Origin of the sequence: Hymenobacter setariae (assembly GCF_007713685.1) — a bacterium.
In the GTDB taxonomy this organism is placed as follows: domain Bacteria; phylum Bacteroidota; class Bacteroidia; order Cytophagales; family Hymenobacteraceae; genus Hymenobacter; species Hymenobacter setariae.
In genome coordinates this window covers 286660-304300 of the sequence record NZ_VMRJ01000006.1, presented here as the reverse complement: position 1 = coordinate 304300, position 17641 = coordinate 286660, and the positions used below count along the sequence as shown (strand labels likewise).

13 protein-coding genes are annotated in these 17641 nt (G+C 59.5%); 11 read left to right on the top strand and 2 right to left on the bottom strand.

All coding sequences use genetic code 11. From position 1 onward, the window contains the following. Positions 1–38 precede the first annotated feature (38 nt). The 10 genes from FNT36_RS21985 to FNT36_RS21940 all read left to right on the top strand — a co-directional run bounded on the left by FNT36_RS21985 (position 39) and on the right by FNT36_RS21940 (position 13535). Entirely contained in the window at positions 39–2426 is a 2388-nt protein-coding gene (locus tag FNT36_RS21985) for a polysaccharide biosynthesis tyrosine autokinase (protein ID WP_144852205.1), read from the top strand. 32 nt (positions 2427–2458) lie between these two features. Next, positions 2459–4039: a lipopolysaccharide biosynthesis protein gene (locus FNT36_RS21980; RefSeq protein WP_144852202.1), complete on the top strand. Its 1581-nt coding sequence runs from the start codon at positions 2459–2461 to the stop codon at positions 4037–4039. Further along, entirely contained in the window at positions 4036–5250 is a 1215-nt protein-coding gene (locus tag FNT36_RS21975) for a glycosyltransferase family 4 protein (RefSeq protein WP_144852199.1), read from the top strand. Before FNT36_RS21980 ends, FNT36_RS21975 begins: the two co-directional genes overlap by 4 nt. A gap of 65 nt (positions 5251–5315) precedes the next feature. Then, positions 5316–6605 (top strand): O-antigen ligase family protein, encoded by a 1290-nt coding sequence (locus tag FNT36_RS21970; RefSeq protein ID WP_144852196.1) that lies wholly within the window; start codon positions 5316–5318, stop codon positions 6603–6605. Between the two features lie 69 nt (positions 6606–6674). Next, positions 6675–7697, top strand: coding sequence for a nucleotide-diphospho-sugar transferase (locus FNT36_RS21965; protein ID WP_233636147.1), 1023 nt, complete (start codon positions 6675–6677; stop codon positions 7695–7697). Next, the gene (locus tag FNT36_RS21960; protein ID WP_144852193.1) at positions 7694–8977 is read left to right on the top strand and encodes a glycosyltransferase family 4 protein; all 1284 of its coding nucleotides are present in this window, start codon (positions 7694–7696) and stop codon (positions 8975–8977) included. The genes FNT36_RS21965 and FNT36_RS21960 overlap by 4 nt, the downstream gene beginning before the upstream one ends. Then, complete coding sequence (locus FNT36_RS21955) at positions 8974–10263, top strand: glycosyltransferase family 4 protein (protein ID WP_144852190.1); 1290 nt, start codon at positions 8974–8976, stop codon at positions 10261–10263. The genes FNT36_RS21960 and FNT36_RS21955 overlap by 4 nt, the downstream gene beginning before the upstream one ends. A 32-nt stretch (positions 10264–10295) precedes the next feature. Further along, positions 10296–11135: a glycosyltransferase family 2 protein gene (locus FNT36_RS21950; protein WP_144852187.1), complete on the top strand. Its 840-nt coding sequence runs from the start codon at positions 10296–10298 to the stop codon at positions 11133–11135. 3 nt (positions 11136–11138) lie between these two features. Further along, complete coding sequence (locus FNT36_RS21945) at positions 11139–12338, top strand: right-handed parallel beta-helix repeat-containing protein (RefSeq protein WP_144852184.1); 1200 nt, start codon at positions 11139–11141, stop codon at positions 12336–12338. A gap of 9 nt (positions 12339–12347) precedes the next feature. Further along, positions 12348–13535 (top strand): glycosyltransferase family 4 protein, encoded by a 1188-nt coding sequence (locus FNT36_RS21940; RefSeq protein ID WP_144852181.1) that lies wholly within the window; start codon positions 12348–12350, stop codon positions 13533–13535. Between the two features lie 47 nt (positions 13536–13582). Here the strand turns inward: FNT36_RS21940 and FNT36_RS21935 are convergent, their stop codons facing one another. Continuing rightward, positions 13583–14752 (bottom strand): glycosyltransferase family 4 protein, encoded by a 1170-nt coding sequence (locus FNT36_RS21935; RefSeq protein WP_144852178.1) that lies wholly within the window; start codon positions 14750–14752, stop codon positions 13583–13585. Between the two features lie 54 nt (positions 14753–14806). Beyond that, complete coding sequence (locus FNT36_RS21930; RefSeq protein ID WP_233636146.1) at positions 14807–15673, bottom strand: polysaccharide deacetylase family protein; 867 nt, start codon at positions 15671–15673, stop codon at positions 14807–14809. 534 nt (positions 15674–16207) lie between these two features. Between FNT36_RS21930 and FNT36_RS25710 the strand changes: the two genes are divergently transcribed. After that, positions 16208–17641: right-handed parallel beta-helix repeat-containing protein (locus FNT36_RS25710; protein WP_233636145.1), on the top strand; the 1434-nt coding region annotated here is incomplete at its 3' end.

Below are 17641 nucleotides of genomic sequence, written 5' to 3'. Positions count from 1 at the left end.
CCCCTCCTTCCGGGACGCCACTTACTCTGCTATAAAGTATGGACACACGCCCTGCACCTTTCTCTGCCGAATTAGACCTGAACGAGCTATTCTTCAACCTGCGCCGTCGCTGGCCAGTGTTTGTGGTATCGCTGCTGGTAGCCCTTGCCCTGGCTTGGACCTACCTGAAGGTGAAATCACCTACCTACGATTTTAAGGCCACGTTACTCATCGGCGACCAGTCGACGGGCTCAAAGCAAGCTCAGGAGCTGCTACAATTGCTTGACAGCAAGCCTAAGGGCTTGAAGCTAGAAGATGAGGTGGGCTTGCTTACCTCGTCGGACATGCTGCGGCGCACGCTAGCCCAGTTGCCTTTTACGGTAAGCTACTTTGTGGAGCCCGACTCGTGGCTGAACCTCGTGAAGCCGCTGCAAGTGCGTGAGCGGGCGGCAGGCGATATGCCCTTCTGGGTAGTGGCCGTGCCCAACCGGCCCCAGCTCACGGGCGTGCCCATCTACGTAGAACCGCTGGCCGATAACAAATTTCGGGTGCACGCCGACGCCAAGCGTGGCGAGCTGCGCCAGCTTGCTACCGGCGACCTCATACGCGAGGTGCAAGATGTGAAGTTTGACCAAGTGGTAGCAGCCGGCGACACATTGCGCAGCGCGCTGCTAACGCTGGTTTTCCGTCCCGAGCCCGACCAGCTCAACGGCCAGGGGGGCCACTATTTCTTTAAGCTTAATGACATCAACAGCTTAGTGGGCGAATATCAGTCGCGCCTGAAAGTGAAGCCCACCGACCACGAGTCACGCATTCTGGAGCTTACGACCCAAGGCACGGTGCCCACCAAAGAAACGCAGTTTCTGAACACGCTGATGACCACCTACGTGCAGGACGACCTGAAGCAGAAAAACCAGGTAGGTGGCAAAACAGTAGCTTTCTTGGATAATGAAATTGCTAAGCTAGCCGAGTCTAAATCGAAAGCTGGGCAAAACCTAAGCTCCTTTCGCGCTTCAAATAACGTTGTGGATGTAAATGCTCAGTCGGGCGCGGGCATTCAACAGCAAAGCGCTCTAAACGCCGACCGGGCACGCCTAGTGACCAACCGCCGCGTGTATCAGAACCTGCTGTCTTACTTAAAGGCCCACCGTGCTGCCAATGATGCAGTGGCCCTCAGCAGCAATGGTGTGGAGGACCCAGCAACGACTGGCCTCATCCAGCAGCTGTCTGACCTAAACAGCCAACGCTCGGCACTAACAGTGAATGCCAGTGACATCAACCCCATTGTGAGGGTGGTGGATGAGAAAATAGCAACCACTAAGGAACTGCTCATTCAAAACCTGACTAGCCTAGTAGATGCATCGGCCAGTGCCCTGCGCGATGCCGACCAGCGCCTAGGTGCTGTGCGCGGTGAACTCAGCCGCATACCCGAAAATGAGCGGCAGCTAGGCACCCTCACGACTACTAGCACCTTCAACGAGAAGAACTACAGCTACTTGGTAGAAAAGCGTAATGAAGCTGCCATTGCTTTGGCTACTAACACAACCGATAAAAAGGTGGTGGATGCAGCCAAACAAAGTGGTACTGGCCCTTCGTCGCCTAAGCCGCTGTTAGTAGGCCTGCTGGCCCTGCTGGCGGGGTTGGTACTGCCCGCTGGCATTGTGCTGATGCAAGAGAAAACAAATAGCCGCGTGCAAAGCAAGGAAGACCTGGCCCGCCTCACCAACATTCCGATGCTGGGGGTTATTCCGCACGGCACGAGCCAAGACAAGCAAACCATGCTACACGACCCCCGCAGCCCCATTGCGGAGGCGTTCCGGGCAGTGCGCGTGAACATGCAGTACTTAGCCGCTGGCCTCGACAAGCGCGTGATTGGCGTGACCTCGTCGGTACCCGGCGAAGGCAAAAGCTTCTGCACCGTGAACTTGGCCGCCGAACTGGCCCAAAGCGGGCGCCGCGTGATAGTGCTGGAATGCGATATGCGGCGGCCCACGCTAGCTAGCTATTTCGATATTGACCCGCGCCGCGAGCACGGCCTGAGCACCTACCTAGCCGGCGACAGCACGCTCGACCAAGCGCGCCACACCACTAGCATTGCTAGCCTCGACGTGATGTGCTGCGGCCCAATTCCGCAGAACCCTACCCGCCTCATCGAAGGCCCGCGCTTGGCTGAGCTGATGCAGCAACTGCGCGAAGAGTACGACTACATTCTGGTTGATATTCCGCCGCTGGGCTACGTATCTGAGTTCTTGGTGCTGCTACAGTACCTAGATGCCAAGATTTACGTGGTGCGCCAGAACTATACCGACCGTGCGCTGGTGGGGCAAATCGCCGAAATGCACCGCGAGCACAATGTGAAGCAGTTGTACATGGTTATCAACGATGTGCACTTTGCCAACACCTACGAGTACCGCTATAAAGCCAATGCTTATAAATACGGAGCGTAGCGCGAGCGCGCTCCCATTTTGCTAGCATTTTTATGGCAGTAACAACTCAAAACCTCGCCTCCACTGCGGTGCGAGGCGTGCAATGGACTACGGCCGCCACTGTGCTCACGGCCGTGATGCAAATCGGCTACACCGCCGTGATGGCGCGCTTGCTCGACCCTGCCGCTTTTGGCTTGGTAGCTATGGCGGGCGTGGTACTGCGCTTCGGCAGCTACTTTGCCGAGATGGGCCTAGGCCACGCGCTGGTACAGCGCACCGACATCGACGCTGATGACGTGCGCGCCACCTTCACCGCCTCGCTGGGCCTCGGCTTGGCGGTGGCGGCGGTGGCTTGGCTGGCGGCCCCGCTGGCAGTGCTTTTCCTGGAGAATAAGGCTGTAATACCCCTGGTGCGGGTACAAGCCCTAGGGTTCATCTTGGTAGGCCTGGGCGCTACGGCCACTAGCCTGCTGCGCCGCGAAATGCGCTTCGAGGCCATCGCGAAGATTGAGGTGGCAGCCTACGTACTGGGCTACGGCGGGGTGGGCATCACGCTAGCCACGCTAGGGGCGGGTGTATGGAGCCTGGTAGTAGCCAGCTTGGCCCAGCAGTTTTTTGCGGCGGCGCTGAACTACGCGGTGGCCCGCCATTCGCTTCGGTTCATCTTCCGCCGCGAGCCTTATGCTAAGCTCTTGGGCTATGGCAGCCGGGTATCAGTAGTCGGCTTTCTCGAATTCATCAACGGCAACCTCGATACGCTGCTCATTGGGCGGCTTCTGGGTTCGGTGCTGCTAGGCATTTATAACCGGGCCTACATGCTGCTGTATCTGCCCATGTACTTCCTGACCAACAGCTTAGCGCGGGTAGCTTTTCCGGCGTTCAGCAAGATTCAGGACGACCTGCCCCGGGTGCGGGCACTGTACCTCACTAGCAGCACGCTCGTAGCCACCGTGGTGCTGCCCGTGTGCGCAGGCGTGGCCGTGGCGGCGCCCGAGTTGGTGCAGGTGTTGCTGGGGCCACGCTGGGCAGCTTCGGTGCCGATTCTGCGGGTACTCTGCCTGTCTATTCCGCTCAGCATGACCACCCTGTTTGCGGGCGTAGTAGCTGATGCGCGCGCCAACCTGCAGCAGAAAATAATCCTCAACCTTGAGTTCATGGCGCTCCTAGGTGGCTTGTTTTGGCTGCTGAAGGGCTACGGCCTAGCCGGCATAGCGGGGGCCATTGGCACGGGCGAGGTGGTGCGCACCTTTCTCTACATGCGCATCACGCACCGCGACATCGACATTCCGTATCTGCGGCTGCTGGCTATTTACAAGCCCGGCCTGCTGAATGCCGCGGCAGTGGGCCTCGGGCTGCTGGTGGTGGCTATGGCCATTCGCCCGCTAAACCTGCCACCACTGCTGGCGCTGCTTGCCTTGATGGCAGCTGGCGCTGTGGTGCTTGGGGTGGTAGTGTTGCGCTGGCCTTCTACCGAGCTGCGGCCTATACTGCAGCAAGGCCTAGGCAAGCTGCGTGGAATGCGGGCCTTGCCCGCCTCCGTTCAGCCTAGCCTGGCGCGCTACACCGACTTCTTGGACCGTCGGCCCGGCGTATTAGCAGCCTGGGACGCCTTCGAACAACCCCTCGTACCATGAACATTTTGCTGACTTCGTTGCAGGTGCCGGGCGCGGCCTCGGGGGTGCGGGTGCACTACGAGCGGCTGACTGCGTTACTGCGCGCCCAGGGACACCAGGTAACGGTGGTGACCCAGGACAGCCTGCGCCCGTGGGTGCGGCGGTCTATTGGGGTAGTGCGCCGGGCGCTGGGGCTGCTACCCGGCCACCTAGGTGAGCGCGTGGGCATCGAGCTCGGCAACGTGGCCGAAATCTTCTGCGCCATCGACCGCAACCAGCCCTACGATGTAGTAAATGCGCAGGACGTGAGCAGTGGCTGGGCCGCCCGCCTAGCCCTTAGCGACCGGGTGCCAGTGGTGGTGACCGGCCATTACAACGACCACCCCGGCGAAGAGGTGGTGAAGCAGCTCAACCTCTCCCCTACTAGCTGGGCCGCCCGCTTTGAAGTAAGCTGGTATAATTTCTTGCTGCGCCGCACCAAGTTTTTCCTAGGTATCTCGGAGTATGCGCTGCGGCTTACGCTGCCGTTTCTACCGGCCGGAGCCCGCACAGCGGTAGCCCACAATGGCGTAGATATGGCGGCCTTTGCACCTGTGCCTAGGTCAACCCAAAGCACTGCGCCCGACCTACGGGCCTTATTTCCAGGGCGGCCCATTATCCTCAATATTGGCCAGCTCGAAGCTCGCAAAAACCAGCGCTACCTCGTGGCGGTGGCGGCTGAACTGCGGCATTTGCACCCCTGCTGCGTGACAGTGCTAGTCGGTAAAGGCGAAGACGAGGCGCTGCTGCGTACTCTTATCGCGGCGCAGAACCTAGAGAACGATGTAGTGCTGCTCGGCTACCAAACCCAGATACCAGTCTTGCTGCACGGCGCCGATGTGTACGTGCACACCGCCGCCCGCGAAAACTGCCCTTACGCCGTTATCGAGGCCATGGCGGCGGGGTGCCCCACTGTGGCCCTAGCCGCTGGGGGCAGCCCCGAGCTGCTGGCGGCTACCCCCGAGGCCTCGGTGCCCCAGAATACGGCGCCCGCTGCGCTGGCCACTCAGCTAGCCACGCTGCTCGCCGACCCGGCCGCGCTGCGCGACTTACAGCAGCGCCAGTATGCCTACGCCCACACTCGCTTCGACGTGGCCGCGATGGTGCGGCATACGTTAGCCTTCTACTGCGAGGCGGCGGGGCTGGCGCCGCTCAGCCCGCCCCAGCCGCAGCCCATGGCCGCGCACGCCTAGCGCTTTACTACCTCGCTCTATCTATTCCTTTCCCGCTAGTTATCCAGTAGTTAGCCCGCAAACGCATGAAAATTAACTTGCGCTTTATCCTGATTTTGCCCTTGCTGGCCGTGCTGGCCACCAATGCGGCTTTTTGGGAATTTATTTATGGGCCGCAGGTCGACCAAGAGCCGGAGGGTATCAAGCTATATACCTACCTGCTATTTGCGCTGTCGGTGGCATCCATTGTGTTTTATGGGCGCTACATGGAGCCCCTTATTCGCAAGTGGATGTACGTGGTGCTAGCCTGCATCGGGGGGCTGATGTTGGAATCGTATGCCGACCAAGGCTCTTGGATGTCTTATCCGCACGTGTTTAGTAAGCTGTTTGTGCTGCTTATCATGTTCGGGGTGTATGCTTTTCACCGGCGCTTTGGGCTGCCGTCGCTGAGCCAGCTGATTGGCGCGCTGGTGTTCGTGCTGCTGGCCAACCTGCTAGTTTTCCACCGCGATTCCTTGAGCTTGTCGGCCTTTGCTGAAAACGAGCGTGGCTTCGGCTCGGCGGCGGCCTATTTATTTGTGCCGGTCACGCTGTACTGCCTCAACCGCTATCTCACTCACGGCAACATCCTGATGCTGTTGAGCTTCTTCGTGTGTTTGCCGCTCATCATTTTCTTGCAGCACCGCTCGGTGTGGATTGCCACGGCCATCGCCGTACCGCTCGACTTGCTGCTACTATTGCGCACGCCGGGCGCCAAGTTTTCTTTCACCAAAGTGGTGATGCTGGTGGCCCTGCCCGCCATCCTAGGTTCGCTGGGCGTAACGATGGTGGTGCTGAATAACCCCGAGGTGGTGACGCGCATGCAAACCAACGTGGAGGACATGGCCAACGCCGACAAGCAAGGTACCGGCAGTTGGCGCCTCAAGCAGCTCGAATCATATATACCTTATGTGCAAGACCGCCCCGTCGCGGGCTGGCGGCTCGAAGGCTTTGAGCTACCCATGCAGTTCTACGACCCTAGCAATGACCAACCCATGTGGCCTGACCACACCGGCCACCACTTCCACAATTTCTACCTCGACCGCGCCTTCTATTTTGGCGTCCTAGGTATCCTCATGGTCGTGCTAATTCCCATCATCAGGGTAGTGCAGCGCCTCTTTCAGCGCGGCCCCATGCGCGCCGATACGGCTTTGCTGATTGCCTATTTTGGCTGCTTACTGGTTTTTGGTACGTCTTACGACTGGTCTACCTACCACTTTGGGCTGCTGGGACTACTACTGGCCGCCGTGGCCGAGCCCGAGCCCCAAGCCGAACCGCTACCCGCCTACGAGGCGCCGAAGTGGGCCGCTGAACCGGCCACGCTAGTGGCTTCGTAAATCCAGGTGGCCCGCGCGCTGCGCCACCCCTAGGTTCAAGAATTATATCTCTATAAAGCCAAGCTAGTTATGGCCCAAGCTGCCCCTTCCCTTGCCTCTGCAGAAGCGTTGACTACCCCGGTGCTGCTCCTGATTTTTAGCCGCCCCGATACTACTCGGCGCGTGTTTGACACCATTCGGCAGGCCCGGCCCACCCGGCTCTACGTGGCTGCCGATGGCCCGCGTGCCGGCCACCCCACCGATGCCGTGCGCTGCGCCGAAACCCGCGCCGTAGTGCAAGAAGTCGATTGGCCGTGCGAAGTATTTACGCTCTTTCAAGAAGAAAATTTGAACTGCGGATTGGCCCCGATGACGGCCATGAACTGGTTTTTTGAGCACGAGCCCGAGGGCATTATCCTGGAAGACGACTGCGTGCCGTCGCCGAGCTTTTTCCGGTTTTGCGCCGAGCTGCTGGCCCGCTACCGCGACGACGCCCGCGTGATGCACATCGGCGGCAACAACTTTGGCTCGGAGGCCAGCAAGCCCCTAGGTCCCAATGACCCGTCGTATCACTTCTCGACGCAGCGCAACAGCTGGGGCTGGGCCACCTGGCGCCGCGCCTGGCAGCTCTACGACTATCACCTCACTGATTTTGAACGCGTAAAAGCCTCGGGCGAACTCGACAGCACCTTCACGGGCCCGCTCGAAAAGCGCTACCGCATGGGTAAAATGGCCGGTGTGCTGGCCCTGCCCCAGCCGCCCGACGTGTGGGACTACCAGTGGGAATACACCATTGCCCGGCACAAAGGTCTCTACATAGTGCCCGCGGTGAACCTAGTGGGTAACATCGGCTTTGGCAATGGCTCGACGCACACCCACGACGGCGACGACGTGATGAGCGCCGTGCCCGCCCGCGACCTTGCCTTCCCGCTGCGCCACCCAGCCGCGGTGGCCCAGGACCGCAAGCGCGATAACCGCCGCTTCAACGAGTTTTTGATGAGCCGTGTTTCTACGATACTGCGGCGCTTGTTTGCTGGGCAGAAGCCCGTAGCTTCGGGTTTGCAGAGCCCAAAACAGCCTGCGCCCAAACTAGCTAACGCAGTACCATCATGAACGTTTTAGTTTCCGCTTACGCTTGCAATCCCGCCCGCGGGGGCGAGGAGGGTATCGGTTTTAACTGGATGCACGAGTGGCATCATACGGGGCACGCCGTGTGGTGCCTCACCACCCCCGCCGGCCGCCCTGCGCTCGATGCCTACGTGGACCACCTAGGCTCCGAAGGACAAGCACGTATGCACTTCGAGTACGTGCAGGTGCCCAAGGTTATTGACTACCTCTACCGCTGGCAGTTTGGGGTGTACTTGCACTACATCGTGTGGCAGTTTTTGGCCTGGCGCACTGCCCAGCGCCTCACCAAGCAAGTAAACTTTGACTTGGTGCACCATGCGTCCTACGGCAGCCTCCAGATGGCGTCGTGGCTGTGGCGGCTGGGCCGGCCCATGGTTATCGGGCCGCTGGGCGGCGGGCAGCACGCACCGGCTGCGTTTAAGCGCTACGTGCCCGACTGGTTTAAAACCGAAACACTACGCAATGCCATCGCTTGGCTCCTTACCACATTTGACCCCAACGTCCGCAAATCCTTACAGCATGCAACACTAGTACTTACTACTAATACCGAAACTGCCACCAAAGTAAAACAGCTGGGTGGGCAACGAGTACAGATGTTTGTGGATTCCGGCTTGCCCGATAACTTTCTACCAGAGCAATTTCCGGTGCGAGCCGAGGGCGAGGTGCTACGCATTTTGTGGCTGGGGCGGCTCGTGACGCGCAAGGCGCTGCCGCTGGTGCTGGAGGCCCTAGGGCAAGTAAACCCGCGGGTACCGTTTCACCTCACCATCGTGGGCGACGGCTACCTAGGGCCGCAGTTGCCTGACCTCATTCGGCACTATGGCTTGGAAGGGCGCGTGACCTGGACCGGCACACTGCCCTGGCTAGAAGTGCGCGAGATGTACCTCACCCACGATGTATTCATGTTCGCTAGCTTGCGCGACTCGTTTGCTATGCAGCTGCTGGAGGCCATGGGCGCCGGCCTGCCCATCATCACCCTCGACCACCAGGGCGCCCGCGACTTTATTCCGACCGCGGCGGCCCTCAAAGCTCCCGTGACCACTCCCGCCGAAACGGTGGCCGCCCTGGCCCACGCCGTCGAGGTTTGCTACGACAACCCCGCGCAGCGCGTGGCCATGGGCCGCGTCGGCTATGCCTTCGCCTGTACCCAAACTTGGTATTTACGTAGTCTACGCCTCCAGCAATTGCTAACTGACCTGTCGCCCACTGTGGCGCCTAGCCAGCCCGGCGTAGTCGCCAGGCAGGCTAGTTACTCCCGCTTATGAAGCTGCTTCTTTCTGCGTATGCCTGCAACCCCAACCACGGTAGTGAGGAGGGCAACGGCTTTAACTGGCTCTGGGAATCGGCGGCGCTGGGCCACGAGGTGTGGTGCCTGACCACGCCGCGCGGTCAGGCCGACCTTACCAAAGTACTGGCCGACCGTGCCGCCGACCCTATTGCCCGGCGTATTCACCCGGTGTATGTGGCGGCGCCCAGGTTTGCTGAGTTTGCTTATCGCTGGCAGCCAGGCGTGTACCTCCACTACATTGTGTGGCAGTACCGGGCGTGGCGGGCCGCGCGCCAGCTCGATGCGCAGGAAGATTTTGGTGCTGTGCACCACGTTACCTATAACAGCTTGCAAATGGCGTCGTGGCTGTGGCGCCTCAAAAAACCACTCCTCCTAGGTCCGTTGGGGGGCGGCATGGTGGCCCCCAAGGCACTGCGCCGCTACCTGCCCGACTGGTTTAAGACCGAAACCGTCCGCACCTTTATCAGCAGCCTGCTAAGCACCTTCGACCCTAACGTGCGGCAATCGATGCGCCACGCCGCGCTGGTGATGACGGCTAACAGCGACACCGCGGCGCTGGCCCGCCGCCTAGGTGCCCACAAAGTAGCCCTGACGATGAGTGCCGCCCTGCCCGCCAGCTTTATTCCGGCTGCCTACGAGCCGCGCGCGCCGCTGGCAGGCCGCGAGCTGCGCATTTTGTGGTTGGCTCGCATTTATCCGCGCAAAGGCCTGCACCTCACGCTGGCCGCCCTCGGGCAGGTTGATAAGCGCGTTCGGTTTCACCTCGATATTATGGGCGATGGGCCGTCGGGGCATCTAGTACACGGTTGGATTGCCGAGGCCGGCTTGCAAGACCGCGTGACCTGGCACGGTAGCGTGCCCTACGCCACCACCCGCGCGGCCTACCTCTCGCACGACCTCTTTATGCTGTGCAGCCTGCGCGATACCTACGCCAATCAGTACCTAGAGTCGATGGCACTGGGCCTGCCAATATTGACGCTCGACCACCACGGCGCAGCCGATTTTATTCCGGATGCGGCAGGCATCAAAGTGCCCGTGCAGTCGGCCGAAGCCACCACGGCCGCTCTAGCGCGCGCCGTGGAGCACCTCTACGACCACCCCGATGAGCTAGCTCAGATGGGCCGCGCCGGCATCGTGTTTGCCGCCCAATACACCCAGCAAAAGCTGGTAGCGGGCCTCTACCAACAAGCTGCCGAGCTGGCCCCAGAGCTAGCCGGCCTGGCCCCCCAAGCTAAGCCAGTAGCCGCTGCGACTCCTGTCTAGGCTCGCTACTACCGCTCACTTTCGCTTACGTTATGCTGTACATTATTATCCCAGTTTTCAACCGCTGGCACTACACCCGCGAGTGCCTAGAGTCGCTGCGCCGCCAAACCAGCCAAGACTTTCGCACCGTGGTAGTAGACGATGGCTCGACCGACGAAACCGCCGCCGCGCTGGCCCGTGACTACCCTGAGGTAGAAGTAGTGACCGGCGACGGCAACCTCTTCTGGACGGCTGGCGTGAACGCGGGCATCCGGCGGGCACTGGCCCTAGGTGCCGACCGCGTGATGACGCTGAACAACGACGTAGTGGCCGCGCCCGACTTCGTGGCCCAAATGCTACTTGCCGCCGACCAGCACCCTAATGCCGTGCTCGGCGCACTGGAGTTTGATGCAAACACCGGCGAAACCATCTACGGTGGCGAGCGACTGGATTTTCGCACCAATACGCGCTACGACCTACTAGAGGAACTGCCAGCTAATAAGCGTACCGGGCTGCACCCAGTCACTTACCTGCCGGGGCGCGGGCTACTCATCCCCAAAGCCGTTACCGATAAGATTGGCTTGTTTGACGAAAAGCGCCTGCCACACTACCTCGCCGATTTCGACTACACCAGCGTGGCGCGCCGGGCGGGCTTTCCGGTATATTGCAACTACGACGCCAAGCTGAGCACGTACCCCGAGGAAAGCGGCCAGACCCTCACGCGCAAGCAGCGCAGCCTAAAGGGTTATTTTCAGCACCTATTCAGTATTCGAGGCGGCGGCAATATGGTGAACTTCACCCATTTTGCCCTCAAGAACTGCCCCAAGCCGTACCTACCCTACTTCCTGCTGAACGGGTACGCCCGGCGGCTAGTAGGCTATTTTCTACACTAGCTGATGACGGCCACCACGCGCATTACGGGCTGGCTTTGGCTGGCGTGGGCCAGCGCCGCGCATGGGCTGGCGGCCTGCACCCACCACCACCTAGGTGGCGAGGCGGCCTTGGTTATCACACACGGCGGTACTTACTCGGGCACGTATCGTAGCGCTTTCTCGGGTGTGGCCTGCGTGCGCGTAGCCACCACCGAGCCCGTAGTGCTCGAAGGCTGCACCCTTACTGGGCCGGGCAATTTGATTGAAGCTGGCGAGGGCGCCGACCTGACGGTGCGCAACTGCCGCGGCCAGGGCCTACCGCCCACTGCCGACCAACTGGCGCCCGGCCGCTTTCTCGACGTGTACCGGCCCAGCCGCCTAGTGGTCGAGCACAATGCCCTCACCCAAACCAGCGGCATTGTGGTCAATCGCTGGAGCGGTAGCAGCCCCACTGGCCCCACCCTTGTCGTACGCTACAACCGGGTGCGCAACATCGATGGGCGCTGGCGCGATGGCAAGGGCAGCACGCGCAGCAGCTTCTTGATACTAAACACAGTGCAGCACCTTCCTAGGGTCGATATCGCGTTCAATGAGGTCATTAATGCGCCCGACCAAAGCTTGGTAGAGGACAACATCAATCTTTACAACTCGTCAGGCACGGCCCAGAGTCCGCTGCACGTGCACAACAATTTTGTGCAGGGCGCCTACCCCTTTCCGGCCACGGCCGACAAGTTTACGGGCACTGGCCTGACCTCGGATGGCGATGCCAAGACGGCGGAAGAAGCTGCCGCATTTATCGAGGCCGACCACAATCAGTTTGTGGCCACCGGTAATGCAGCCATGAACCTAGCCGCCGGCCACGACATCTATTACCACCATAACCGGGCCGTGACGAGTGGCACCTTACCGGGCGGGCAGCGCTTTCGGGCGGGCCACGCCGCCCTAGGGGTATTTAACTACTACCACCAGCCGCCGAGCGTATTTTTTAACCACCGAGTAGAGCAAAATACGGTGGGCTACGTAAGCTGGGGCGGCCACGCGCCCGGCCCCGACCGCCAGGACCTAAGTGATGGTGCCTGCGCGCCATGCACGTGCACAGTGCACCTACCAGGTCCCATCACGCCGGGCACGGAAGCGCGGGAATGGCAGAGCTGGCAACAAAAACTTAGGCAAAAGGACGTCGTCGTCGGACCTTTGCCCCTCAAAAAAACGGCTCGGCCGTAAGTAGCACGCATGTATATTGGAGTAGTAGCCCCCATTGCCACGAATGATTTGCTACCCCTGGCCGAGCGGCACGCTGGCCCCTACCCTAGGGGGCGCGAAGGGGCACCGCTGATTAGCAACCTCATAAAGGAGTATTTGCGCCGTGGGCACCGCGTGGTAGCCATCACTCTCGACGACCAGATGGGCGATGATGACCCACCCTTCGTGCACGAAAGCCCCCAGCTAACCTACGTGGTAGTGCCGGCCCGCAGCCGCACCTTTCGGCTCAATGGCCGGCGCCTAGGTCGCACAGCCGACTTCTTTTGGTATGAACGCCGCCGCATGCTGGCCCAACTCCGGCGCTACCGCCCCGAGGTGGTGCACGCCCACTGGACCTACGAATTTGCCCTAGCGGGCCTGGCCTACGACCCACAAACCATCGTGACGGTGCACGATAATGCGCTGGTTATTTATCGGTACGTGCGCACGCTCAACCGGCTGTTTCACCTACTGATGGCGCGCTACGTGTTTCGCAAGGGGCATTGGTTCACAGCCGTATCGCCCTACATGGCTGATTCGGTGCAGCCTTGGACCAAGGCCAAGGTGGCAGTAGTAGCCAACCCCGTAGTCATTCCGGAGCGCGCCAGCTTGGTAAAGGCGCCACTAAGCCAACCTGTTATCAGTGTGGTGGTGAACGGCTGGGACGACCGCAAAAACAGTAAAAATGCCTTATTGGCTTTCAAAGCGGTGCAGCAGCAGCACCCGGCCGCGGTGCTGTGGGCCATGGGCACCGCCTTTGTGCCCGATGAGGAGGCCGCTGCCTTTTGCCGCGAGCACCGTATACAGAACGTTGTCTTCCTGGGTCCCACGCCCCACGACGAAGTGCTGAAAAAGATAGCTGCCAGCACCTTGGTGCTACACACTTCGCTCGAAGAATCATTTGGCATGGTGCTCGTAGAGGCCATGGCCTATGGTGTACCCGTGGTGGCAGGCCAAGCCAGCGGCGCCGTACCGTGGGTAGTGGCCGACGGCGGCTTGCTGGTTGATGTCACTAGCGTAGAAGCCATTGCGGGCGCCGTCAACCGGCTGCTGTCCGACCCGGCACTATATGCGCAGCTATCGGCGCGGGCAGTAGCTATCGTGGCCGAGCGGTTTCCGCTGGCCACGATAGCCGACCAGTACCTGGCCCTCTATGAGCAGTGCTTGGCTAAGAAATAAGGTCTTTTTGTAATCTAATTAACAGCAAACTACCTAGAGGCGTCAACTTAGCTACGAGCACAGAAATCGGCTACCACCTCCTCGTAAATGGCCAGGGTACGCGCTACTATTACGGCGGGGTCGTGGCGCTGGCGGGCCACAGCAGCGGCTTGGGTAGCGAGGCGTTGTCGCAGGGCTGGGTCCTGGTGCAGGCGTAGTGCTTGCTGAGCAATACTGGCGGGTGCCAGGGTGCAGAGCAGGCCCGTTACCTCGTCTTCGATGAGCGAGCGCACACCGCCTACGTTAGAGGCCACCACGGGTAGGCCTGCCACTTGCGCTTCGCACACGCTATTGGGGCTGTTGTCGACGTAAGATGGGTGCAGTAGACACAGCGACTCGCTGAATAGCTGCGCTAGCTCTTCGGCAGATAACTGCCCTCTGCACTCGATAGCGGCCGGGCCTAGGTGGCGCAAACCGGCCGCTTGCACCGCCACCCGCACTAGCTCGGCACTAGCCTGGCCCGCGATAACAAGCGTGACGTCTACTTGCTGCCGCAAGAGGTCTACCGCGGCCAGCACCTCACGGAAGCCTTTCATTACCTGCATACCACCTAGGAAAACTACCTGTAAGCGGCTGGCGGCTAGGGGGCTTATTGGCCGGAAGAAGGCGGGGCGAATAACTTCCCAATTATGGTGAACAGTGCAGCCGGGACTAAGCTGCCGCATCAAGGCCTGGTCCCAGTGCGTGCGACACACAAAATGCTGCACGGCAGGCAAGTATCGCCGCTCGTAGTAGCCAGACAGCGTCCACAGGGCTTTCAGCCATCTTTCCGAGCGAGGTACATAGGGCGGATACTGCGACACCAGCCCTTGCACCGATAGCAGCATTGGCACTGGCAAGCCGGCCGCCATGGCTGGCGCTTGCAGCTCCGACCCGTGCAGGTGTAGCAGGTCGTAGTGCTGGTAGTGGTGCTGTAAATAAGACTTTACTAGCGCGACGCGTCGCCGATGAAGCGTCAAAATATCAACTCGTACCGAGGGCGCTTTCAGATAAATAAAGCGAATACCATCACGCTCAAATTCTTCGACCTCGCTTGTAATCTTAGGGGTCCAGTGCAATACGGTCAGCGAGAGGCCAGGCTGCTGGCGCAGCAGTTGGGCCAAGGCACCTACCCAAGGCACGGGGTGCGCCGTGGCCTGACGTGGGTGCGGCCAAGGGGCGAGCCAAAGTATTCTCACTACTGAATCAGAAAAGGCAGAATTAAAAGTTGCTAGTAGCTCTACGGCACCAAATTAAGCTCGAGCAGGGCGCAACAGTTGCTTGAGGTGGAAATCGGTACGAAAAAGGGCACACTGCGCTTGCACATCCTGGTCGCCCCAAAGCAGAAACCGCTTGAGTTGCAAGCTGCTGGTTGGTGGCAGGGGCAAGTAGTTTTTGCCAGCTTCTACTGTAGCGCCCAGCTGCAGGCCTACATGGGCCGCCGCCGCTACTACCGCCGGCGAGTAATTGCCATTTGGGTAAGCCACTGCCACTGGCTCGCTGCCCGTGAGATGAGCCAGGTACTGTTGGCATTCAGCTAGTTCCTGCTGGGCAGCGGTAGGCTGGTAGTTGGTGAGCACCGCGTGGTGCGCAGTGTGGTTGCCTAGCACTACTTCTGGCTCGCGGGCGAAGGCTTGAAGCTCGTCGGGCGTGAATGGCCGGTCTAGGTCACTGACCGGCCGCAGTGCATCGGGCCCAAAGTGCGTGAGCAGATATTCATCGACCTCCTCATGGCGCATCCCTTTCAGCAGTGCATATTCGGCCTGTTGAGCGGCAGCTGACAAGGGTTGCCGCAGCCGCTCGCGGTACACTACATCCCACCAAAAGGCGTGGTTAGCCTGCACGTGATGCGTGGAGATAAAGAACGTGGCAGGCACCCCAAAGCGGCGTAAAATCGGCAAGGCCAAGTGGTTATTGTAGTACCCATCGTCGAAAGTAATGAGTACGAAGCGGCCTGCTGGGTTTAGGCCGCGCAGCACCTCGGCCGGCGTCACAAATGTGTAGCCGTGTGTTTGATAGTAAGCGATAAACTCCGCAAAAATCTGGGTGGTAATGTGCTGCTGCGGGTCGACCAACTGCCGCGTCATGGCGGCTTCGTCCTCAAAAAGGACGTGAAACATAAAAATTAACACTGCGGGCCGCTCGGGTACCAGCGCCGCGTGGGCAAGGGCAAGCTGTTGGTCTATTTGATTGAAAAAGCGCCTCCAAATACTGGGCATAAGCTGGCCATTCTACTCGCTAACGGGCAAAGCCCTAATAATAGCAAAATTACAGTAAATGTGGCAGTTATGCAATGTGTTATCAAGTTATACTTTTTGAATAGTTACCTGTCGCTTTCAGGCACTATTTGCCGGTTAAACCAACCCTTAATTATAAAAAAAGCTGAATATATAAAACGGCCGAATTTTGTAATATTCCAACTTAACAATCATGGAATTTTACAAGGCTTTAGCTCCAACGTCCATTTTTAATTTATACTACATACTTAGTCAATAGGTTACGAATTGAAAGCTGTGATTATATTTGCCATATTAGACTTTCTGCTTTTATAATATTTTTAATTAACTCCGCATCGCTCTATGACATCAATGGCTATTAAGCCCGCCGGATTAGCTCGACTGTATTCTACACGCAAGTCTTTGCTATCGGCCAGTTTGCTTACGCTACTAGCTGGAGGGCTGCCCACCCTCAGCCACGCCCAAGCCGTGAGCTACGCGGCGCCCATCGTTATCACTAAAGGGGGCACGTATACGGGCAACTATCAGAGCTTGTCTTCTGGAACGCCCTGCGTGCGCATCGCCACTTCCGAGCCCGTCATTTTGGAAGGTTGTACTTTTTCGGGTGCAGGAAATTTGATTGAAGCAGGCGAAGGCGCCGACCTAACCGTGCGCAACTGCATTGGGCAGGGCCTAACGCCTACCGTCAATGACCAAGCCCCTGGCCGCTTTCTCGATACGTACCGGGCCAAGCAGCTAACCATCGAGCACAATGCCTTTACCCAAACCAGTGGTATCGTAGTAAACCGCTGGAGCGGCTCGGGCCAGCCCGGCCAAACCCTAACGGTACGCTACAACCGGGTACGCAACATTGATGGCCGCTGGCGCAACGGGGGCAGCACTCGCAGCAGCTTCCTAATTCTGAATACGGTAACGCACATACCGGGGGTTGACATATCGTATAATGAGGTAATCAACACCGCCAACGAGAGTCTGGTAGAGGATAATATCAACCTCTACAACTCGTCAGGCACGAGCCAGAGCGCCATCCGCATACACGACAACTTTGTGCGCGGCGCCTACCCCTTTCCAGCTACTGCCAATAAGTTTACGGGCACCGGCCTCACTACCGATGGCGACGCTAGCACCCTAGCCGAAGCAGCTGGCTATATCGAGGCCGACCACAACCAGTTTGTAGGCACGGCCAACGCAGCCATGAACATTGCTGCTGGCCACGACATCTATTACCACGACAACCGGCTTGTAACCAGCGGCTACCTGCCCAATGGCCAGCGCCTCAATGCTGGCTGGGCCGCCCTAGGGGTCTTCAACTACTACAACCAGCCTTCCAGCGTTTACTTCAACAATCGTATACAGAATAATACGATAGGCTACGTAAGCTGGAACTCTAACTTTCCTTATACCGACCGCCTAGACCTGAGCCCGGGTGCCTGCGCTCCTTGCACAGGTACTATCCACTTGCCTAACCCTATCACGACGGCTACGGAAGATGCCGAAGCAACCCTGTGGCAAACCAAGCTGCAGCAGGCGGGCGTGACGGTGGGCCCCATAAGCGCTACCACGCCGGCACCGCCAGTCGTTACGGTACCGGCCACTGGTAAAGGGCAGATAGTAAACCCGAGCTTCGAGCAAGACGGGGCCGAGGTGGACGCGCCCACGGGCTGGCTCACGTCGGTGGGCAACGGCAGCCCCACCAGCGTGGACTACACCGAGGCCTACGGCGGGGCCCACTCCGGCACCTACCACGGCACGCACTGGCGCAACTCCGGCGCCTACGAGGTCTACACCTACCAGACCGTGACAGGCCTGGCCAACGGCACCTACTCGCTCAGCGCCTGGGTCAAGAGCAGC